At 66.1% G+C, this 21,542-nt stretch carries 20 protein-coding genes and 2 tRNA genes; 21 read left to right on the top strand and 1 reads right to left on the bottom strand.

Annotation, left to right across the window (positions count from 1 at the left end; translation table 11 throughout):
* Positions 1 to 78: 78 nt before the first annotated feature.
* The 15 genes from recO (at position 79) to E3O22_RS02905 (ending at position 15,672) form a co-directional block, all read left to right on the top strand.
* Positions 79 to 801: a DNA repair protein RecO gene (gene recO, locus E3O22_RS02970; RefSeq protein ID WP_134394127.1), complete on the top strand. Its 723-nt coding sequence runs from the start codon at positions 79 to 81 to the stop codon at positions 799 to 801.
* Positions 798 to 1,628 carry an isoprenyl transferase gene (locus E3O22_RS02965; protein ID WP_134394126.1) on the top strand — a complete coding sequence of 277 codons (831 nt, stop codon included), beginning with the start codon at positions 798 to 800 and terminating at the stop codon, positions 1,626 to 1,628. The genes recO and E3O22_RS02965 overlap by 4 nt, the downstream gene beginning before the upstream one ends.
* A 40-nt stretch (positions 1,629 to 1,668) precedes the next feature.
* On the top strand, positions 1,669 to 2,328 hold the full coding sequence (locus E3O22_RS02960; RefSeq protein WP_134394125.1) for a DsbA family protein: 660 nt from the start codon (positions 1,669 to 1,671) through the stop codon (positions 2,326 to 2,328).
* Positions 2,325 to 2,450, top strand: a complete 126-nt coding sequence (locus E3O22_RS16540; RefSeq protein WP_255570036.1) for a hypothetical protein — start codon at positions 2,325 to 2,327, stop codon at positions 2,448 to 2,450. The genes E3O22_RS02960 and E3O22_RS16540 overlap by 4 nt, the downstream gene beginning before the upstream one ends.
* A 45-nt stretch (positions 2,451 to 2,495) precedes the next feature.
* Complete coding sequence (gene dusB / locus E3O22_RS02955; RefSeq protein ID WP_134394124.1) at positions 2,496 to 3,668, top strand: tRNA dihydrouridine synthase DusB; 1,173 nt, start codon at positions 2,496 to 2,498, stop codon at positions 3,666 to 3,668.
* Positions 3,661 to 4,911: a deoxyguanosinetriphosphate triphosphohydrolase gene (locus E3O22_RS02950; RefSeq protein ID WP_241973424.1), complete on the top strand. Its 1,251-nt coding sequence runs from the start codon at positions 3,661 to 3,663 to the stop codon at positions 4,909 to 4,911. Before dusB ends, E3O22_RS02950 begins: the two co-directional genes overlap by 8 nt.
* A 121-nt stretch (positions 4,912 to 5,032) precedes the next feature.
* On the top strand, positions 5,033 to 6,895 hold the full coding sequence (dnaG, locus tag E3O22_RS02945) for a DNA primase (RefSeq protein WP_134394122.1): 1,863 nt from the start codon (positions 5,033 to 5,035) through the stop codon (positions 6,893 to 6,895).
* Between the two features lie 166 nt (positions 6,896 to 7,061).
* The gene (locus E3O22_RS02940) at positions 7,062 to 8,699 is read left to right on the top strand and encodes an ABC transporter substrate-binding protein (RefSeq protein ID WP_134394121.1); all 1,638 of its coding nucleotides are present in this window, start codon (positions 7,062 to 7,064) and stop codon (positions 8,697 to 8,699) included.
* A 110-nt stretch (positions 8,700 to 8,809) separates the two neighbouring features.
* The gene (locus E3O22_RS02935) at positions 8,810 to 9,898 is read left to right on the top strand and encodes an ABC transporter permease (RefSeq protein WP_134394120.1); all 1,089 of its coding nucleotides are present in this window, start codon (positions 8,810 to 8,812) and stop codon (positions 9,896 to 9,898) included.
* 1 nt (position 9,899) lies between these two features.
* On the top strand, positions 9,900 to 10,976 hold the full coding sequence (locus E3O22_RS02930; RefSeq protein WP_134394119.1) for an ABC transporter permease: 1,077 nt from the start codon (positions 9,900 to 9,902) through the stop codon (positions 10,974 to 10,976).
* Positions 10,973 to 12,661: an ABC transporter ATP-binding protein gene (locus E3O22_RS02925; RefSeq protein WP_134394118.1), complete on the top strand. Its 1,689-nt coding sequence runs from the start codon at positions 10,973 to 10,975 to the stop codon at positions 12,659 to 12,661. The genes E3O22_RS02930 and E3O22_RS02925 overlap by 4 nt, the downstream gene beginning before the upstream one ends.
* Positions 12,662 to 12,665: 4 nt before the next feature.
* Positions 12,666 to 13,577 (top strand): ATP-binding cassette domain-containing protein, encoded by a 912-nt coding sequence (locus E3O22_RS02920; RefSeq protein ID WP_134394117.1) that lies wholly within the window; start codon positions 12,666 to 12,668, stop codon positions 13,575 to 13,577.
* A complete protein-coding gene (locus tag E3O22_RS02915) occupies positions 13,561 to 14,568 on the top strand; it encodes a D-isomer specific 2-hydroxyacid dehydrogenase family protein (protein ID WP_134394116.1) in 1,008 nt (335 codons plus the stop codon). Before E3O22_RS02920 ends, E3O22_RS02915 begins: the two co-directional genes overlap by 17 nt.
* A 64-nt stretch (positions 14,569 to 14,632) precedes the next feature.
* Positions 14,633 to 14,705 (top strand) — tRNA-Asn (locus E3O22_RS02910).
* Positions 14,706 to 14,793: 88 nt separating this feature from the next.
* A complete protein-coding gene (locus E3O22_RS02905; RefSeq protein ID WP_134394115.1) occupies positions 14,794 to 15,672 on the top strand; it encodes a sensor histidine kinase in 879 nt (292 codons plus the stop codon).
* Positions 15,673 to 15,712: 40 nt separating this feature from the next.
* Here E3O22_RS02905 and def read toward each other — a convergent pair whose 3' ends face one another.
* On the bottom strand, positions 15,713 to 16,279 hold the full coding sequence (def, locus tag E3O22_RS02900) for a peptide deformylase (RefSeq protein ID WP_134394114.1): 567 nt from the start codon (positions 16,277 to 16,279) through the stop codon (positions 15,713 to 15,715).
* A 40-nt stretch (positions 16,280 to 16,319) separates the two neighbouring features.
* Here def and E3O22_RS02895 point away from each other — a divergent pair, with 40 nt between their 5' ends.
* The 6 genes from E3O22_RS02895 (at position 16,320) to E3O22_RS02870 (ending at position 21,483) form a co-directional block, all read left to right on the top strand.
* Entirely contained in the window at positions 16,320 to 17,234 is a 915-nt protein-coding gene (locus E3O22_RS02895; RefSeq protein WP_134394113.1) for a DMT family transporter, read from the top strand.
* A 192-nt stretch (positions 17,235 to 17,426) separates the two neighbouring features.
* Positions 17,427 to 18,665 carry a glycosyltransferase gene (locus E3O22_RS02890; RefSeq protein ID WP_134394112.1) on the top strand — a complete coding sequence of 413 codons (1,239 nt, stop codon included), beginning with the start codon at positions 17,427 to 17,429 and terminating at the stop codon, positions 18,663 to 18,665.
* Between the two features lie 99 nt (positions 18,666 to 18,764).
* Positions 18,765 to 18,838 (top strand) — tRNA-Ile (locus E3O22_RS02885).
* A gap of 54 nt (positions 18,839 to 18,892) precedes the next feature.
* Positions 18,893 to 19,246, top strand: a complete 354-nt coding sequence (locus E3O22_RS02880; protein ID WP_241976492.1) for an AlpA family transcriptional regulator — start codon at positions 18,893 to 18,895, stop codon at positions 19,244 to 19,246.
* Between the two features lie 119 nt (positions 19,247 to 19,365).
* Positions 19,366 to 20,268, top strand: a complete 903-nt coding sequence (locus E3O22_RS02875) for a tyrosine-type recombinase/integrase (RefSeq protein WP_166784921.1) — start codon at positions 19,366 to 19,368, stop codon at positions 20,266 to 20,268.
* Positions 20,269 to 20,301: 33 nt separating this feature from the next.
* Complete coding sequence (locus E3O22_RS02870; protein WP_206750670.1) at positions 20,302 to 21,483, top strand: IS30 family transposase; 1,182 nt, start codon at positions 20,302 to 20,304, stop codon at positions 21,481 to 21,483.
* The last annotated feature ends 59 nt before the right edge of the window (positions 21,484 to 21,542 follow it).

The following is a 21,542-nucleotide window of genomic DNA, read 5'->3' as shown; positions in this document are numbered from 1 at the left end:
CCCTAATGAAACCACTGAAACGGTGGGTATCGGCGCGCTTGACGACCCCGCGCTCCCGCCAGGTGGGAGAATCCAAGGGTGCCTGTCTACCGTGATGATGTCGTCGTGCTGCGCACCCAGAAACTGGGCGAAGCCGACCGCATCGTCACCATGCTCACGCGCCAGCACGGGAAGGTGCGCGCGGTCGCCAAGGGTGTGCGCCGCACCGCGTCGAAATTCGGGGCCCGGCTCGAACCGTTCATGGTCGCCGACGTGCAGCTCTGGGAGGGGCGGAGCCTCGACGTCATCACGCAGGCGGAGTCCATCGCTTCTTACGGAGCCCTGATCACGGCCGACTACCCGAGCTACACGGCGGCCAGCGCCATGGTCGAAACCGCCGACAAACTCACCGAGGCGGAGGGTTCGCTGCAGCAATACCTGCTGCTCGTGGGTGCCCTCCGGTCGCTCTCCCGCCGTGAGCACGGCGCGGGCCTCACCCTGGACTCCTATCTGCTCCGAGCACTGTCGATGGCCGGCTGGGCACCCAGTTTCCAGGACTGCGCACGGTGCGGAGCCCGGGGATCCCACTCCGCGATGGTTGTGCAGGCTGGCGGGATCGTCTGCGACGATTGCGCAGCGCCTGGTTCGCCGAGGCTCGATCCGGCCACCATCACCCTGCTCGGCTCCCTCCTGACCGGCGACTGGGAGCACACCAAATCCACCCCGCCCCAAACCAGAGCCCAGGCCACCGGGGTCGTCGCCGCCTACACTCAGTGGCACCTCGGACGCGGCCTTCGATCGTTGGAACACGTGAGTCGATGACCCCTGCGCCCTTCCTCAATCCCTTCGGCCAGAAGCCCCTGACCCACAAGGATGCGGTGCCGTTCAAACCCTTGGACTGGACGGGCCTGTACCCGCCCGCCCTGCCGACGAAGGCCGTTCCCGAGCACGTGGCGGTCGTGATGGACGGCAACGGCCGGTGGGCGAACGCGCGCGGGCTGCCTCGGGTGGAAGGCCACAAGGCGGGGGAGGCCGCGCTTCTCGACGTCGTCGCCGGGGCCATCCAGATCGGCGTCAAACACCTGAGCGTCTACGCGTTCTCCACCGAGAACTGGAAGCGGTCACCCGACGAGGTTCGCTTCCTGATGGGATTCAACCGGGACGTTCTGCACCGCCGGCGCGATCAGCTCAACGAATGGGGGGTGCGCGTGCGGTGGGCCGGACGCAAGCCCCGGCTGTGGGCATCCGTCATCAAGGAACTGCAGTTCGCCGAACGGCTGACCACCGGAAACGACGTGCTCACCCTCACCATGTGCGTGAACTACGGCGGGCGCACCGAGATCGCGGATGCCGTGCGCGCGCTGGCTGAGGACGTGGCCGCAGGCAGGTTGAAGCCCGCCGGGATCACCGAGAAATCGATCCAGCGGTATCTGTACACCGCGGACCTCCCCGACGTTGACCTGTTCGTGCGTAGTTCGGGGGAGCAGCGCACCAGCAACTTCCTGCTCTGGCAGAGCGCCTACGCGGAGATGGTGTTTTTGGACACTCTCTGGCCGGACTTCGGCCGTGAAGACCTGTGGCGGGCAATCGAGCTCTACGCAGCCCGTAACCGCCGCTACGGCGGCGCCGTGGACGCACCGACCGTCTAGGCCGGGAATACAACGTGGGGCACCATCGGTTGACCCCACAGTGAGTGAAACCATCAAAGTAGACATCTGGTCCGACGTTCAGTGCCCCTGGTGCTACATCGGAAAGCGCAAGTTCGAGGCCGGGGCGGCCCTGTTCGACGGGAACGTCGAGGTTGAATATCACAGCTTTGAACTCGCCCCGGATACCCCGGTCGACTTCGACGGCAGCCCCGTCGACTACCTCAGCCAGCGCAAGGGCCTGCCGGTCGCCGAGGTCGAGCAGATGCTCGAGCGCGTCACCGGCATTGCCGAGAGCGTCGGGCTGCACTACGACTACGACTCCGTGCATCAGACCAACACTGTCATCTCGCACGAGCTGCTGCACTACGCGAAGGCGCACGGCCGCCAGCTTGACATGAAGGAACGACTGTTGAAGGCCTATTTCGTCGACGGCCGCCACGTCGGCCGGATCGGCGACCTCGCAGACCTCGCCACCGAAATCGGCCTGGACCGTGACGACGTTATCCGCGCCCTGACCGCCCACGACTTCCTCGCGGATGTCAAGGCCGACGTCGCTCAGGCCAACGCCTACGGCATCCAGGGGGTGCCCTTCTTCGTCATCGACGGCAAATACGGGATCTCCGGTGCCCAGGACCCCGACACCTTCGCCCAGGCCCTCCGCCAGGCGCAGACCGAAAAATCCGAGGAGAAGAACACATGAGCGACGCACCCGACACCACCACCCCGGTCGCCCTCGCCGAGGCCGAGTCCGTTCCCACGATCGAACTTCTCGGCCAGACCGCGGCCGGCGGATGCTGCGGCGGCGGTTCCTGCGGCGTCTAGCCGGGTCGTCAGGTAGGCGTCCCGGCGTGGGGGAGAATTGAACGGATGACTTCCGTAACCCAGACCAGCCCGGCGAACCTCACGATCGGCCCGCTCACGCTCGACGTGCCCGTCGTTCTCGCTCCCATGGCCGGGATTACCAACACGGCGTTCCGTCGTCTGTGCCGTGAATACGGCGCAGGCCTCTATGTCAGCGAGATGATAACCTCCCGTGCGCTGGTCGAACGCACGCCGGAGTCGATGCGGCTGATCAACCATCACGCGAGCGAAAAAATCCGCTCAATCCAGCTGTACGGCGTGGACCCGAAGACTGTCGCCGAGGCAGTCACCCTGCTTGTGGCCGAGGACCGGGCCGACCACATCGACCTCAACTTCGGCTGCCCGGTTCCCAAGGTCACCCGCAAGGGCGGCGGCGCCGCCCTGCCCTGGAAGCTCGGGCTCTTCCGCCAGATCGTCGAGGGTGCCGTCACCGCGGCCGGTGACGTGCCGGTTACCGTCAAGATGCGCAAGGGCATCGACTCCGACCATTTGACCTATCTGGAGGCCGGCAAAGCGGCCGAGGGCGCCGGTGTCGCGGCCATCGCCCTGCATGCCCGAACGGCAGCCGAGCACTACTCCGGCCAGGCCGACTGGTCTGCCATCGCGACCCTCAAGAGAACCGTCACCAGCGTGCCCGTGCTCGGCAACGGCGACATCTGGTCCGCCGAGGACGCCCTGCGCATGGTCGCGGAGACCGGCTGCGACGGCGTCGTCGTCGGGCGCGGCTGCTTGGGCCGCCCCTGGCTGTTCGGTGACCTCGCCGCGGCCTTCCGCGGCGGCGAGTCCGGCGCGCCGGCTGCCAGGATCCAGCCCAACCTGGGCCAGGTCGCCGACGCCTTTCGCCGCCACGCGGTGCTCCTGACCGAGTTCTTCGAGAGCGAGGAGCGGGCCTGTCGGGACATCCGTAAGCATGTGGCCTGGTATTTCAAAGGCTACCCGGTCGGCGGCGACCTGCGGGCGAGCCTGGCCTCGGTCGTCTCGCTCGCGCAGCTCGACGATCTGCTGGGCACCCTCGACGGCGATCAGGACTATCCCGGCGAGGGCGCCGAGGGACCCCGGGGTCGGGCCGGCAGCCCGAAGAAAACCTCACTGCCTGAACACTGGCTCGACTCCCAGGAGCTTGTGTCGGCGGAGCGCGCCAATCTGACCGAAGGTGAAGGGGACACAAGCGGTGGCTAACGAGACCGGATACAGCAGGCACGACGAGGAACGCTGGCTGCCTGAGGAGCACGGCTCCCGGCGCAGCGATTTCGCTCGCGACCGGGCCCGGCTTTTGCACTCGAGCGCACTGCGCCGGTTGGCAGCGAAGACCCAGGTGCTGAGCCCGGCCGCCGGCCTCGATTTCGCGCGCAACCGACTCACCCATTCTCTTGAGGTCGCCCAGGTCGGGCGCGAACTCGCTCTGCGGCTGGGCCTTGACCCGGACATCGTCGACACCGCCTGCCTGGCGCACGACATCGGCCATCCGCCCTTCGGCCACAACGGCGAGAAGGCCCTCAACACCTGGTCCGCGGACATCGGCGGCTTCGAGGGCAATGCCCAGACGCTCCGCCTGCTCACCCGACTCGAACCCAAGGTCTTCGGCCGCGACGGCCGCAGCTATGGGCTCAATCTCACCCGGGCGAGCCTCGACGCGAGCTGCAAATACCCCTGGCCGGCCGACTCGTCGGTCGCCGATCCCAGCGGCCGCGCCAAGTACGGCTTCTACCCGGATGACAGGGAGGCCTTCGAGTGGATGCGCTCCGGCGCCGCGGAGCGCCGGCGCTGCATCGAGGCGCAGGTGATGGACCTCTCCGACGACATCGCGTATTCCGTGCACGACTTCGAGGACGCCGTCGTCAACGGCTACATCGACGTCGGCCAGCTCGGCAGCCGGACCAACCACGAGTCGCTTCTGGCCACGATGACCGAGTGGACCGGCGATGGTCTCTCCGAGGGGGACCTGGCCGACGCCTTCGACCGGCTCGACTCGCTCAACGCCTGGCTTGAGACGTGGTCGGGCAGCCGCCGCGACCAGGGCCTGCTGAAGAACCTGACCAGCCAGCTGATCGGCCGCTTCAGCGGTGCCGCCGTGCGCGCCACCCGCGACGCCAACCCGGGAGGCGACCTGATTCGGTTCGGCGCCCACGTGGTCGTGCCGCGGGAGGTCGAGGCGGAGATCGCCGTGCTCAAGGGCATCGTGGCGACCTTCGTGATGACGCGACAGACCCGCAAGCCCATCTACGTGGAGCAGAGGCAGGTGCTCACCCTGTTGGCGCGCACGCTGCACGCGACGGGGGACGAACACCTGGACGCGGGATACCGGGAGGACTGGCACGCGGCCGCCGACGCCGCAGCCCGCAAACGCGTCGTCGTCGACCAGGTCGCCAGCCTGACCGACCAGTCCGCGCTGGCCTGGTACGAACGCCTGGTAAAGCACTGACCTGCGCGAACAACAGCACGGACAGCACGGACAGCACGGACAGCACGGACAGCACGGACAGCATCGCACAGAACGACGACACCACACCGAACACCGACACGGGCAGGACTAACATTCAGCTATGGCAGGCCTGATTCGACAAAACGACATCGAAGAGGTCAAGGCCCGCACCAACATCGCCGACATCGTCGGCGACTACGTGAGTCTCAAGTCCGCCGGCGTGGGATCGATGAAGGGACTGTGCCCCTTTCACGACGAGCGCAGCCCAAGCTTCCACGTGCGCCCCCAGGTCGGTTTCTACCACTGCTTCGGTTGCGGCGAGAGCGGCGACGTCTACTCCTTTCTGCAGAAGATGGACCACGTCAGTTTCAGTGAGGCCGTCGAACGGCTCGCCGGCCGGGTCGGTATCGAGTTGCACTACGAGGGCGGCGCCGGCGAGGCTCCCGACCACACCAATCGGGCCCGCCTGTACGCCGCCAACCAGGCCGCGGCCGACTTCTTCGTGGAACGCCTCGGCAGCCCCGGCGCCCTGGTCGGGCGTACTTTCCTCGGCGAACGCGGCTTCGACTCCCTCGCGGCCGCCCGGTTCGGGGTCGGCTTCGCCCCGAAAAGCTGGGACGAGCTCACCAACCACCTGCGCGCCAAGGGGTTCTCCACCGAGGAACTCACGCTGTCCGGTCTCGTCTCCAGCGGCGACCGCGGCGTGTACGACCGGTTCCGCGGCCGCCTGGTCTGGCCGATCCGGGACATCACTGGGCAGACCATCGGCTTCGGGGCGCGTCGCCTCCTCGACGACGACAAAGGACCCAAATATCTGAATACCCCCGAAACGCCGATCTACCACAAGTCCCAGGTGCTCTACGGGCTTGACCTCGCCAAACGCGACATCTCCCGAGGCCACCAGGTCGTCGTCGTGGAGGGCTACACCGACGTCATGGCCTGCCACCTTGCCGGGGTGACGACCGCGGTCGCCACCTGCGGCACATCCTTCGGGGTCGACCACATCAAGGTGCTGCGTCGCGTGCTCGGCGACGACAGCGGGGTCGGCGAGGTCGTGTTCACGTTCGATCCGGATGCCGCCGGCCAGAAGGCCGCCGTGCGCGCATTCAGCGAGGAGCAGCGTTTCTCCGCCCAGACGTATGTGGCCGTCGCGCCCGAGGGACTGGACCCCTGCGACCTGCGACTGCACCGCGGCGATGACGCCGTGCGCCGGCTGATCGACTCGAAAAAGCCCATGTTCGAGTTCATGATCCGGCAGTTGCTCGGCCAATACAACCTCGACACGGTGGAGGGTCGCGTCGCCGCGCTTCGCGCCGCGGCGCCGATCGTCGGCGACATCCGTGACCCGACCCTGCGACCCGGTTACACGCACGAGCTGGCGCGCATGCTCGGCATGGAGCTCGGCGAGGTCGGCAAGGCCGTCTCCGCCGCCCTGTCGCGCTCCCGGAGCACCGTTACGGCCACTCCGGGATCTCGGCCGGGGGAGAACGAGCCGGCGCCGCGGGAGCAGCCGTTCTCCATGATCGACCTGGCGACCGACCCGGTCACCCGGCTGGAACGCGACGGCCTGATGGCCATGCTGCAGCGCCCTACCGTCGTCGGGGTGGATCTGATCCAGCGCGCCGCGGCGACGAACTTCGTGAACACCTCCCTGGCGGTGGTGCGCGACGCCATCGCGGCCACCGCGCCCCACCACGACGCCGTCGACTGGCTCGACCGCATCGTCGCCGAGGTCCCGGCCACGCTGGAAAACCTGGTCAAGGAGCTGGCGATGGCTTCCCTTCCCGAACGCTCCGAACGCGAAATCGGCCGCTACGTGCGCGACATCACTGTGGCCCTGATCGACCGGGACCTGCTGCGTCAGAAGGCCGAACTGCTCGGCCGACTCCAGCGCGCGGATGCGACCAATCGCGACGTCTACGTGGCACTCCAGCGAGAGCTGGTGCGAGTCGAGGCCGAGCGCCGCAACCTCCGGGAGGAGTAGACCGGGCTCGTCTCGCCCGGCTTCTCCTTGGTTGCAGCTCGATAAAGATGCATCGTATTGCGCCGGGACACCGCGCATTCTGTGCTACTTCTTTTCCTACAGCAATGCTGGCCGCGCACGATTCCTGCGCCCGGCATCGGTTTTCTAGAGGAAGAGGCTCACGGCTATGGCATTCTCATCCACTTCACGCGCGAGAGGGCTCAGCGCCGCAGCGGTTTTCGCGGTCACCGCGTTGACCCTCGCGGGTTGCTCCGCCGGCGGAACCGACAACGAGACCAGCTCGGGTGGCGAAGCCATCACGATCGGCACGACCGACAAGATCACGTCGCTCGACCCGGCCGGTTCCTACGACAACGGCTCGTTCGCGGTGCAGAACCAGGTCTTCCCATTCCTGATGAACACGCCCTACGGCAGCCCGGATGTCGAGCCCGACATCGCCACGGCCGCCGCGTTCACCAGCCCCACCGAGTACACGGTCACCCTCAAGCCTGGTCTGAAGTGGGCCAACGGCAACGAGCTCACCTCCTCCGACGTCAAGTTCACCTTCGATCGCCAGTTGGCGATCGCAGACGACAACGGCCCGTCCTCGCTGCTCTATAATCTGGACAGCGTCGCGGCCCCCGATGACACCACGGTTGTCTTCACCCTGAAGCAGGCGGACGACCAGATCTTCCCGCAGATCCTGTCCAGCCCGGCCGGCCCCATCGTCGACGAGGACACCTTCTCGGCCACGAAGCTCACGCCGGACCAGGACATCGTCGACGCCAACGCGTTCGCCGGCCAGTACGTCATCACCAGCTACGACTTCAACAACCTGGTCGGCTACAAGGCCAACCCGGACTACGAGGGTCTCCTGGGCGCGGCCAAGACCGACGTCGTCAACGTGAAGTACTACGCCGACGCCTCCAATCTGAAGCTCGAAGTGCAGCAGGGCGATATCGACGTGGCGTTCCGTAGCCTGTCGGCCACCGACATCGAGGACCTGCGCGGCAACGACAAGGTCAAGGTCGTCGACGGCCCCGGCGGCGAACTCCGCTACATCGTCTTCAACTTCGACACCCAGCCGTTCGGTGCCAAGACCGCCGAGGCCGACCCGGCCAAGGCCCTTGCCGTGCGCCAGGCCGTGGCCGACCTCGTCGACCGCGACGAAATCGCCGAGCAGGTCTACAAGGGCACATACACCCCGGTGTACTCCTACGTTCCCGCCGGACTGACCGGCGCCACCGAGTCCCTCAAAGGCCTCTACGGCGACGGTGAGGGTGCCCCCGACGTCGACAAGGCCGCGGCAACCCTCAAGGCCGCCGGTGTGACCGGTCCGGTAAAGCTCAATCTCCAGTACAGTAACGACCACTACGGCCCGTCGTCCGGCGACGAGTACGCCCTGGTCAAGGACCAGCTGGAAGCCTCGGGCCTCTTCACCGTCAACCTGCAGACCACCGAGTGGGTTCAGTACTCGAAGGACCGCACGACGGATGTCTACCCCGTCTACCAGCTCGGTTGGTTCCCGGACTACTCCGACGCGGACAACTATCTGACCCCGTTCTTCCTCGAAGGCGGCTTCCTCAAGAACCACTACAGCGACACGGTGGTCGACGCCCTGATCCTGAAGCAGGCCGTCACCGCCGATCCCGCCGAGCGCACCAAGCTGATCGAGGAGATCCAGGACAAGGTCGCCGCGCAGCTATCCACCGTGCCGCTGCTCCAGGGCGCCCAGGTTGCCGTCACCGGCCCCGATGTGACCGGAACCAGCGACACGCTCGACGCGTCGTTCAAGTTCCGTTACGCGGCGTTGGCCAAAGGTTAGTACGTCAACCGGTTAGAGTTTCTCTAATTTGAAACCCGGGGGCATCCAGCCGCTTGCGCGCTGGGTGCCCCCGTCACGGTCTAATCGCACAGTCCAATCGTTAGGCAGGAATGACCACTGTGACCACGCGCCCCCCGTCGCCCCGCGCGACGGGACGCAAGAAACGTCCCGCAACCGACGGCGGGATCGGCCGGTACATCCTGATCCGCTTCCTGCTGATCTTTCCCACCATCTTCATCCTCGTGTCCATGGTCTTCTGGCTGATGCGCACGACCGGTGACCCGATCACGGCCGCTCTCGGCGGGCGTCTCGGGCCCGAGCAGCTGGCCGAGCGCATCCAGGCCGCCGGCTACGACCGGCCCATCTTCGTGCAGTACATCGAGTACCTGGGCCAGGTATTCACCGGCAACTTCGGCACGACCATCAGCACCAACCGTCCCGTCTCCGAGATCCTGGTCACCTATGGGCTGGCCACGTTCGAGCTCGTCTTCTACGCCCTGGTCGTCGCGTTCATCGTCGGGATTCCCCTGGGCATGGTCGCCGCCTATTGGCGGGACAAATCCGCGGACGCCTTCCTCCGGGTTTTCGCTATCCTCTGCTACGCCACGCCGGTGTTCTTCTCCGGGCTGTTGTTCAAACTCGTCTTCGCCGTCTACCTCGACGTGCTTCCCGTCTCCGGGCGGGCCTCGACCAGTTCCGAGCTGCAGATGCAGCTGTTGCCGAACCAGACCGGCCTGTACACGATCGACGCCATCCTGACCGGGGACCCGACCGTGCTCGGGGACGTGCTCGAGCATGCCGTGCTCCCCGCGCTGACGCTTGGGCTGCTCACTGCGGGGGTCTTCCTCCGCCTCGTGCGCACCAACGTGATCGGAACCCTTGGCACCGATTACGTCGACGCCGCTCGCTCGCGTGGGGTGAGCGAGTTCCGCCTGGTGCGGAAGCACGCCTACCGGCCGGCCCTGATCCCGATCATCACCGTGATCGGCCTCCAGATCGCCCTGCTGCTCGGCGGCGCCGTGCTGACCGAGACCACCTTCGAATGGAAGGGCCTGGGCTTCATGCTCTCCGAGTTCCTCAAGGCCCGGGACTTCGTGGCGGTGCAGGGGATCGTCGCCCTGCTCGCCGTGATCGTCGCCCTCTCCAACTTCGTCGTCGATATCATCGCCGCACTGATCGACCCGAGAGTGAGGTACTGAGATGAGTGACGCCACCGCGATCTCCGCCCGGCAGAAGCGCAGCGTCTGGTCCCGCCTCCCCGTCGTGCACCAGCTCAGGCAGAGCATCGGACTCCAGCGCGGGATGCTGGTCGCCGGCCTGATCATCACCACGCTCTTCGTGCTGACCGCCATTTTCGCCCCCGTGCTCGCGCCCTACGGCTTCAGCCAGCTGCGCGACGCCGACGGCGCCTTCGGAGCCCAGCAGCCGCCCGGGGGCGCGCATCCGCTGGGCACCACCGTCAGCGGCTACGACGTGCTCTCCCGGGTGCTGTGGGGTGCCCAGACCGCCCTGTTCGTGATCATAGTGGCCGTCCTGCTGTCGATCTTCGCCGGGGTGTTCCTCGGGCTGGTGTCGGGCTATTTCGGCGGCTGGCTCGACCGAATCCTGGTGGTCGTCTCCGACGCCGTCTACGCGTTCCCGTCGCTGCTTCTCGCCATCGTGATGTCGATCGTCATCTCCGGGGGCAAATCCAACCTGATCGGCGGTGTGCTGGCTGCGGCGATCTCAATCACCGTGGTCTTTATTCCGCAGTACTTTCGGGTGATCCGCGCCGAAACGGTGCGGATCAAGGCGGAGGCCTACGTGGAATCCGCACGCGTGCTGGGTGCCGGCAGCGGCCGGATCATGTTCCGGCACGTGTTCCGCAATGCGACCCGCACCCTTCCGCTGATCTTCACCCTGAATTCGTCGGAGGCCATCCTGACCCTCGCGGGCCTCGGCTTCCTCGGGTTCGGCATTGAACCGACGGCCGCCTCCGAGTGGGGCTACGACCTCAACAAGGCCCTCTCGGACGTCACCAGCGGTATCTGGTGGACGTCACTGTTCCCCGGACTGGCCATCGTGCTCGTCGTGCTCGGCATCACACTGGTCGGCGAAAGCCTCAACGACCTGGCCGATCCCCGCCTGCGCGGACGCCGCGCAGTCGGCCAGTCGGCCGGGATCGTCGCGCAGACCTCGGTCGTTCCCGGCGGCACCCTCGTCGCCGGCCCCGGCGGGCTCGGCGGACTGGAAGGCGCCGCAACCCATCCCACCGAAGGACTCGAGGACCGACCATGACCGACGTGCTCACCATCACCGATCTGGGCATCTCGTTCGCGACCGACGCCGGAGCCGTTCGGGCCGTTGACGGCGTCACCCTGCGGGTCGCTCCCGGCGAGGTCCTGGCCATCGTCGGCGAGAGCGGGAGCGGCAAGACCGTCACCGCCAAGACCATCCTCGGGCTGTTGCCGGAGACGGCGACCGCCTCCGGGGCCGTCATCCTCAGCAGCAAAGACGGCTCGAGCGAGAGCAACGTCATCGCACTCAGCACCGCCCAGCTGCGGCAGGTTCGCGGCACCGACGTCTCCATGGTGTTCCAAGAACCCTCGACCGCGCTGAACCCCGTCTTCACGGTGGGTTGGCAAATCATGGAGGGCATCCGCGCGCACGGCCAGTTCAGTCGCAAGGAAGCCCGCAAGAAGGCCATCGAGATCCTCGGGCGGGTCGGTATCCCTGACGCGGAAACCCGCGTCGACTACTACCCGCACCAGTTCTCCGGCGGCCAGAAGCAGCGCGTCGTGATCGCCATGGCCCTGGTGCTCGACCCCGGCCTGATCGTCGCCGACGAGCCGACCACGGCGCTCGACGTGACCGTGCAGGCCGAGATCCTAGACTTACTGCGCCGCTGCCGCGATGAATTCGGCACGGCGATCGTGCTCATCACCCACAACATGGGCGTGGTCGCCGACCTCGCCGACCGAGTCGCGGTGATGTACCAGGGCAAGGTCGTCGAAGAGGCGGATGCCCAAACCCTCTTCCGCTCGCCGCAGAACGACTACACGAAGAAGCTGCTCGCCGCCGTGCCTCACGTGGGCCAGGGGGTCGTGCACGCCGCCGCCCGTGCCACGGCCCGCGCGGCCGACTGGGAGCAGCAGGCGCCGGTCGTCGTCGCCGACCAGCTCCGAATCGAATACCCCGGCCGGCTCGGCCGGTCCGGTTTCACCGCCGTCGACGGCGTGAGCTTCCTGATCCGGCCCGGTGAGGTTCTCGGTCTGGTGGGGGAGAGCGGTTCCGGCAAGACCACGATCGGGCGGGCCATCGCCGGCCTGACCCGGGTGACCGGTGGCTCCCTGACCGTGATGGGCCACGAGATGAACGGGTTCAAGGAACGTGCGTTCCGGAAGTTCCGCAGCGACATCGGGTTCGTCTTCCAAGACCCGGCGTCGAGTTTCAACCCGCTGCTGACCATCGCCGACTGCGTCGCCGAACCGTTGGTGGTGCACGGTCGGGCGAAGAACGCCGCCCACGCCCGCCCGCGGGTCAACGAGCTCCTCGAGGCCGTGCAGCTGCCGCGTGCCTACGGCGACCGCTACCCGCACGAGCTGAGCGGCGGCCAGCGCCAGCGCGCGAGCCTGGCACGGGCGCTCGCCCTGGAGCCGCCCCTGCTGATAGCCGACGAGCCCACCAGCGCTCTCGACGTCTCCGTGCAGGCGCGGGTGCTGGAGCTGTTCGCCGATCTCCAGCGGGAGTTCGGCTTTGCCGCGCTGTTCATCAGTCATGACCTGGCTGTCGTCGACCTCGTCGCGGACCGGATTGCGGTGCTGTACCGCGGAAAACTGGTCGAGGAGGGCACCAGCGCCGAGGTTCTCGGTGCACCCAAGGATCCTTACACCCAGCGGCTCCTGGCCTCCCTGCCCGTGCCGGACCCGGCCGAGCAGGCCCTGCGCCGGGAGGGACTGCGCCGGCTGCGTGAGGCAGGATAGACACATGATCCGCGGCGCCGCACCGACAAGTCCGACCAGTCCGATCTCCACCAGTGACCTGACGGTCGAGTACCCGCCCCACGGTGCCAGCGGCGCATTCACGGCCGTGCGTGGCCTTACCCTGCAGATCGGGGCCGGTGAGGTGCTCGGACTGCTCGGGCAGAGCGGTTCGGGCAAGAGCACGCTGGCCCGGGTTCTCTCGGGCGCCGCGTTCAGCCACGGCGGCGGAGGCACCGGCGACGTTCGACCAGAGATCACCGGGGGAGAGGCGACGGTGCTCGGGTACCGGCTCCGTGGCATCCGTCGGCGCAAGCTGGCCCGGCTCACCTTCGGGGTGGGGCACCTCGCCCAGGATGCCGCCGACACGCTGCCCTCGACTCTGACGGTGGCGGAGATCGTGGCCGAGCCCGTGCTCGACCGAGACCGGCGCTACGACCGGCACACCCTCGACGAGCAAGTGGCGACCATGATCGACGCGGTGCGGCTTCCGTTGTCGGTGCTCACCAAATTCCCCTACGAGCTGAGCAATGGTCAACGTCAGCGGGTGGCGCTGGCCCGGGCGCTGGTATTCGGGCCGTCGGTCCTGATCGCGGACGAGCCGACGGCCGGCGTCGACGCCACCGTCCGGGACGCCGTGGTCGACCTGATCGGCGAGCTGCAGCGCGAGCGGGCCTTCTCGGCGATGGTGATCAGTTCCGACCTCAGCGTGCTTCGCCGGGTCGCGGACCGAATCGCCGTGCTGCACCAGGGCGTGCTGGTGGGGCTGGGTACGATCGACGAGGTGTTCGACGACCCATGGCACCCGTATGTCGCCGGCCTGGCTGCGGCTCTGATGGGGGAGGCGCCGGACGAGGAGAACGACGACGACAACTACGACTACGAGAGTGAATCCGACGAACATGTCATCGAAAACTGAATTCGTGCAACACCAGGCCGTTCTCGCCGACGAGGTCACGCCCCTTCCGGCGCACCGACGGCCGGCCCCCGGTCCGATCACCATCCTGCCGCGGCCGGAACCGGCCTTCTCCCGGGCGGTCGAGGCTGCCGGGGGAACCGTGACAGAGCTCTCCGGCGAGACCCGCGGACTGATCTGGCTGGACTACGGCAGGGCCGACGAGCTGCGCGCCACCCTGCACGCGTATCCCGGCATCGGGTGGGTGCAGCTCCCCTGGGCGGGCGTCGACGCCTTCAGCGGGGTGCTGGCCGGCCTGGACCGCCCGGACCTTCTGTGGACCAGCGCGAAAGGCGCGTACGCGCAGCCCGTCGCCGAACACGCCCTGGCTCTCACCCTGGCGCTGTTGCGGGTGCTGCCGAAGCGCGTCCGGGCCAAGGGTTGGAGCACGCTGTCCGAGGGGCGCTCGCTCTACGGCCTCAATGTGACCATCATCGGTGCTGGTGGGATCGCCCGTGAGCTGATCCGCCTGCTCGAGCCTTTCGGCACCCACGTCACAGTGGTGCGCCGCAGCACCGAGCCGGTGCCCGGTGCGGCTCAGACGGTGGTGACGGACGCCCTCTCCGGCGTTCTCCAGACCAGCGACGTCGTCGTCGTGGCGGCTGCGCTCACGGGCGGCACCCGCCACCTGATCGGCCGGGCCGAACTCGAGCTGATGCGGCCCGAAACGGTGCTCGTCAACATCGCCCGCGGCCCGCTCGTCGATACGGACGCTCTGGTGGCAGCGCTGGCCGCAGGAACCATCGCCGGCGCTGCCCTCGACGTGACCGATCCGGAGCCGTTGCCGCAGGGGCATCCGCTCTGGGCCGAGGCGCGGTGCCTGATCACACCGCATTCGGCCGACACGCCCGAGATGACCGCCCCGCTCCTGGCCGAGCGGATTCGCCTGAATGTGGTTGCCTTCCTTGCGGATGGGCGGTACGTCGGCGTCGTTGACCCTCGAATCGGTTACTGACGGTTGACGCCGATTTGGCAGATCGCCAACTTTTGATAAAGTAGCAGAGCTGTTCCAGCAACATTCCCCGATAGCTCAATTGGCAGAGCAGCGCACTGTTAATGCGCAGGTTCTTGGTTCGAGTCCAAGTCGGGGAGCGAAAGGCCACCAAGGGCTCCACCCCTGGTGGCCTTTTTTGTATCCCGTTCACTTCCGTGCGACGCGGTCGCAGAAAAGGCGGCATCCGTGGAGTCCTGGCTCACCGTGAGCACCGTTCTGTCCGTGCTCGTCGTCGGGTTGCTCGCCCTCTGGCTGGTCACCCTTGTCCGGGCCCGGCGCGTGGTCTTCGACCGCACGGCGGCCGAGCGGATGCGCATTGACCTGCAACTGTCTCTTGCCGAACAACAGGGCCGGCTCGGCATCATCCGGGAACTGCAGGACGTGGCCGTGCTGTCCGTTGCGCGGCTGATCACCCGTGCCGAAGGTGCCCGCTACACGGCCGAGAGCGACCCGTCCAGCGCCGTGCGGGTGGCGACGGCATTGGTTGACGACGGTCGGGTGGCGCTGGCCGACATGCGCCGCGTGCTGACGATCGTGCGCGAGGGCGAATCTGTCGCCGCCGCCCAACCGGGCCTGCAGTCGGCGAACGAGCTGTTCCGGGTCATGCGTGACGCGGGCGTCACCGTGGTCTTCACCGAGTCAGGCGCGCGGTTCCCGCTCAAGCAGGGCGCCGAACTGGCCGTCTTCCGTATCCTGCAGAGCGCGCTGGCCAACACTCTCACCCATGGCGGACGAGGCACGGAGGCTCGGGTCACGTTCACGTGGACTCAGGACGGGCTGCAGCTGCTGGTCGCCGATGACGGCATCCGTGCGGCGGCTCGCCGGGACAGTGCCGACGCCGCCGACTTCGCCGCGCGCACGATGTACACGATCGACGACGACCTCAAGGCACTGAGTGCGAACGTAGCCGGGGCAGGCATCACTCAGATGCGCGAGCGCACCGCGATGTTCGGTGGCATTTTCAACGCCGGGACCGTGCCCGGCGTCGGGTTCACGGTCTCGGCCATCTTCCCGTCGTTGCGCTTCCACAACGGCATCCATGGAGTGGACCTCGACCGCGGCTGACTCTTTCACCGGGCCAGCGAATCAGGCCAGGCCTATCTGGTCAATCTTCGAGGTTGTCGACGCCGGGCATCCAGCCGAGCCCGGGCGTGCCCCAGCCACGCTTGCGGGTCACCTTGAAGGCGATCTTGGCGTAGAAATGCTCGAGGCGATCCACGTACAGGGTGCCGTCGAGGTGGTCGTACTCGTGCTGGAAGATTCGGGCCAGCCAGTCTTCGGCGTGGATTTCGAAGGGTTTCTGCTCGAGATCCACCGCCCTCAGGATGGCGGAGGGAGAACGCATCAGCGGAAAGCGCTCGCCCGGGTAGGACAGGCAGCCCTCGACGTCTTCGTCCTCGTCGGCCTCGCCCGCGGAAACCGGGGTGATCCACAGTTCCGGGTTGATGGCCACGCCACGCCAGAGGTGGTCGTCGTCGTCGAGGTAGTTGAAGGTGAAGAGCCGCAGCGGCACTCCGACCTGCGGCGCCGCCAGACCGACGCCGGGCGCGGCATCCATGGTCTCGAACATGTCCTGCACGAGTTCACGCAGGACACTCCCGAAATCGGTCACTGGCAGGGCAGGGGAATGGAGAACGGGGTCTCCTGAAATAACTATCGAGCGAACGGCCATTCAGCAAGGATATCGGGCCGGTTCTCGGTAAAGTCGTCGAGTGACACTCTCCCTGGCTGACCTGACTGCGGAAATCGCAATCAATCCTCGTCAGGCCATCGGTATACCGCTCGCCCTGGTCGGAGCGGTCTTCCTGTCCCTGGGAGCGCAATTCCAGCATCGGGGCGTCACCAAGGTCGAGGCCAAGACGGCGGAGGTCACCGGGGGGCTCAACCCGCGCCAGCTGATGTTGCTTCTGGGGCGACCGTCCTGGGTGTTCGGCACGATTATGCTCGGTTTGGCGATCGCGTTCCAGCTCTCCAGCCTGGCGTTCGCCCCCATCATCATGGTTCAGCCGCTGGGCGCCGTCGCCCTCGTGATCACGTCGATCCTGAATTCCCGCATTACCCGGGTACCCGTCAACCGAGCTTCCAAGATCGCAATCGCGATGTGCGTCGGCGGGGTGGCCCTCTTCGTCACCGTGGCCGCCTTCACCGCGGTAGACAAGCCGGTCACGGATGGCAACCTGATCACGATCCTGGTCGTGCTCGGCGTCGTGCTGTCCGTCTTCGGGGTCCTGTTCGTTCGACTGCGCACCCGGTTCAAGGCGATGTTCTACATCGTGGGCGCCGGAGTCCTTTACGGGTTCGTCGCCACACTGGCCAAGGTCGTCATCAACCGCACCCAGAACGGCAACTTCGAGTGGCTGACTCTGACCTGCCTCGTCGGGCTGCTGCTGGCGGCGGGGCTCGGCGCCTATTTCGTTCAGAATGCCTATGCATCGGGACCGCCGGATCTGGTCATCGCCGGGTTGACAGTGATCGATCCGCTGATCGCCGTCGGTATCGGCATCGTCGTCCTGGGCGAGATCGAGCAGGCGCCGCCGTGGGCGACGGTCGCCTTCCTCGTTGCGGGTGTCATCGCAATCGTCGGGGTCTTCCTGTTGGCCCGGTTTCACCCACTGGCCGACGATTGACACGGTCCGAGCCACTGGGATCGGCGTTCCCACGGGCGCGTCGCGACCCGTATCGCGGTGGCCGGGACGGTTTAGAATAGGGTTCTACAAGACCTCGTCAGCGTGTGCGCTGTCGAAAGCATGAATTATCGCCGGATGACGAACTCCGGCTCACATACGTTGGGACAGTGTCTTTTGTCAGATTCGACCGTTATGCCGAGCGAGGCGACCCGCATCGAGCCGGTGTCGAAGTCGCCGCTCCGGATACTGATCGCTGCGGATACCTTCGCGCCCGACGTGAATGGTGCGGCCAAGTTCGCGGAGCGTCTTGCCGCCGGGATGGTGGCCCGCGGGCACGAGGTGCAGATCATGGCACCGGCCGCGTCACGCAAGTTCGGCACCTGGACCGAGGTGCACGAGGGTCAGCCGATGGTCGTGCACCGTCTCAAGAGCTGGCGCTGGTACCCGCACGACTGGCTGCGGTATGCGCTGCCGTGGTTCATCCCCAGGGAGAGCCGGCGTATTCTCGACACATTCAAACCGGATGTCGTGCATTTCCAGTCGCACATCATGGTGGGCCGCGCCGTCACGATCGAGGCCGCGAAGCGGGGCATCCGCATCATCGGCACGAATCACTTCATGCCGGAGAACATGCTGGAATTCACCCTTGTTCCCAAAGGTCTGCACGACCGACTCATCAAGGGTGCCTGGCGGGCCGCCCGGCGCACCTTTGGTCGGGCTGAGGCCGTCACGACCCCGACGCTGCGGGCCGCTCAGTTCCTGGAACGCTATACCGGCCTCGAGGGTGTGCTGGCGATCTCCTGCGGCATCGACGCCCACAACTATTCGTCCAGTTTCGCGCCGCGCTCCGAAAACCGCATTCTGTTCGTTGGCCGCGTGACGGGTGAGAAACAGATCGACGTGTTGCTGCAGGCCGTGGCACTCCTGTCGCCCGACCTTGATGTGCAGGTGGAGATCGTCGGTGGGGGCGACCAGAAGCGCAACCTCGAACATCTGTCGCAGACGCTCGGACTTAGTGGTCGGGTCACGTTCGCGGGTTATGTGACGGATGCCGAACTGGCGACCGCCTACACCCGCTCGACGGTGTTCGCGATGCCGTCGATCGCGGAGTTGCAGAGCATCGCGACTATGGAGGCGATGGCGTCTGGATTACCGATCGTGGCCGCCAACGCCATGGCACTCCCACACCTCGTGCACGATGGCCAGAACGGCTACCTGTTCGAGCCCGGTAACGCTCAGGACCTCGCCGACAAGCTCACAACAGTTCTGACGGCCGCACCCGACGACCTGATCGCGCTCAAAAACAGCTCCCTCCGGCTCATCAGCATGCACGACATCAACCGCACCCTGAACACGTTTGAGTGCCTGTATCGCGGGGAACCGGTTATCGACGCGGTCACCTCCGACGCGGCCGCCCGCGGCGCGGAGTAGGCGGGCGAGCCCGCCTTTCGAACCTGTATCGTTGGATCCGGTGATCCACCCGATCACCACAGAATCGGTCGCCCACTCGTCAGAGCAGTCGCGTCGATTGGGGCGGTAGCTCAGCTGGTTAGAGCAGCGGACTCATAATCCGTCGGTCCCGGGTTCAAGTCCCGGCCGCCCTACTGTAATTAAGATCTGATCAGGGTTTCTTGTCCTCACTGAAAGGGCAAGACTTGATGTATACATGGTTTATCCATGGTTTATTCGAAAGTGACCGCCTGATGCCGGCGCTCACTAAGAAGGTGCACGACCCGGTTCGATTGAGCTGGAGTGGCCTCGAGCACCTGCTGATCATGGATACTGAACGACTCTTCGGGCTCGGTCTAGAGCCTGTACTGACGACAAGTGAACTCGCCGAGTATCTCGGCGTGCAGGTGCAGGCCATCTATGACCTGCGCACCGACGGGCGCGGTCCTTCTGGCATTCGAGTTGGACGGGAGATCCGCTATCGAGTCTCCGACGTGCGGCGATGGCTGGACGGCCTCCACGAGCCCGAATCATCCTTGAGTAGTCGAGGTGGCGAGCACTGATGGTCGGACGACCACGGCTTCCGATCAGCACGTTCGGTGCTATTAAGACGACCAAGGTCGGTCCAGACCGGTACCGGGCAACGACTGTCTTCCGCGACTGGGACGGCCAGTCACGGCAGGTGGGCGCGACCCGCTCGAGCCGCAACGCGGCGCAAGCAGCGCTCAAAGTCGCATTGGCCGCTCGGATGCATGCCGGGGACGTCGGCGATTCGCTCCAGGCCGGCTCACCGTTCCCTCTCCTCGCTGCGGCCTGGATGGACGACGTGATGAACGATGTCGACCGTTCCCAAGGGACGAAGGACACCTACCAGCGTCAACTGCGTCTCCTCGTCTTGCCCTATTTTGAGAACTTCACGGTTCGCGAAGTGACCGTCGGACGCATCGAGCTCTTCTTGAAGAAGCAGCGCGAGATGGCTTATCCGCGAGCGAAGCACTCCCGTACGATCCTTGGCATGATCTTGGCATTCGCGGTACGGCGGGAAATCATTCCGCGAAATCCCATGAACGAGGCCTCACGCATGAAGATGCCTCCACACACCCCGAAGGCACTGACGACGGAGCAGATAGCCGCCATCCGCCTCGCGGCACGCGAATGGCGCATGGGGGAGGGCCGGATGGGGCCACGGTCAGACGGGCAGGTTCGAGACATCATCGAGGTGATGCTCGGTACTGCTACGCGCATTGGCGAGGCGCTTGCGCTTCGGCAGTGCGACGTCGACATGGATGCGGATCCGCCGTGGGTGAACATCAGCGGCACGCTTGTGGTGCACAACGGCACCGGCGTGCACCGTCAAGAGCATCCCAAAACACACGAGTCGAACAGGGTCATCGCTGTGCCGCAGTTCGCGGCCGATGTGATTCGCCAGCGTTTGGCGCTACTCGATCCGGAGGACACCGAGCACCTGCTCTTTTTCTCGCGGGTTGGTACGCCGCTCGCACCGTACAACGTCAGGCGCTCGTTCCGCGGGATACTCCTGAACGCTGGACTCGAGGGTCTGGAAATCACTCCGGGCGAGTTCTAGGTCTCGTCCCAACACTCCACCAAGATTTGGAGTGTGAAGATGGCCAGACGTGGGCGCAAGAGAAACCTCAACCGCGAAGACGAGTATTGGAAACTCATCCTTGCCGGGATCGGACCGATCGCCGCCGCGAAGCGCGTCGGGATCGGACGCACGACCGGCCACCGTTGGCGATCTCAACGTGGTGGGATCGCGCCGCTACGACTTGCTGAGGCGGACAGACACGAACGGTACCTGAGCCTGATCGAACGTGAGCGGATCGCTTTGTTCACACGAGAAGGATTCTCCATCCGGGAGATCTCCCGGCGACTTGGCCGGTCACCGTCGACGATCAGCCGCGAGCTTCGCCGCAACATGCGAAAACACGACCGCGGCCAGTACGACGCTGTCCTGGCCCACGCTCGAGCTCGAGAGAAGGCCCGACGGGCGCGAACAGGGCGCATCGGGCAAGACCTCCAGCTCCGAGACCTGGTTCAAGACAAACTGAAACTTGACTGGAGCCCCGAACAGATCAGCTACTGGCTACGAGACACTCACCCACAGAAACGATCGTGGCACGTGTGCCACGAAACGATCTACCAGGCCCTGTACTGGCCGGGTAACAGCGGTTTGACCAGGAAATTGATACCACACCTAAGAACGGGCAGGGCACTGCGCAAGCGTCGACGGCGCCCCGACGTACGCGCCCCACGCTTCATCGCACCAGCGACCCTGATCGACCACCGCCCCCAGGTCGTAAACGACAGGTCTCGGTTCGGAGACTGGGAAGGCGACCTCATCATCGGCACGCGCACCCGTTCGGCGATCGGCACCCTGGTAGACCGCAAGAGCGGCTACGCCGTCCTCCTCCACCTCCCCGGCGGGCACACCGCAGCTGAAGTCAACGCATCGCTCATCACCGCGATGTCTGCCCTACCTCAGGAACTCCGGCGCACTTTGACCTGGGACCAGGGCGCCGAAATGGCCAGCCACGACAAGATCGCCTCCCTCTTCACCGACGGCGTGTTCTTCGCTCACGCCGGCAAGCCCTGGCAACGCGGATCCAACGAGAACATGAACGGACTGCTGCGGCAATACTTCCCCAAGCACACCGACCTCGCCATCCACAGCGCCGATGACCTCGCCGCTGTCGCGATCAAGATCAACAACAGGCCCCGGAAGCGACTCGGTTGGACAACACCAGCCCAGCTCCTCGCCGACGCACTGCGATCCAGCTAACCAATCAGTGTTGCGACGACCGCTGGAATTCGCCCGGCACTACTGGCCCTGTTTTGGGT

It is taken from the genome of Cryobacterium sp. TMT2-18-2, from assembly GCF_004402245.1.
GTDB lineage: Bacteria > Actinomycetota > Actinomycetes > Actinomycetales > Microbacteriaceae > Cryobacterium > Cryobacterium sandaracinum.
Note: the sequence above shows the minus strand (reverse complement) of the source record. Positions and strands in the feature narration are given on the sequence as shown.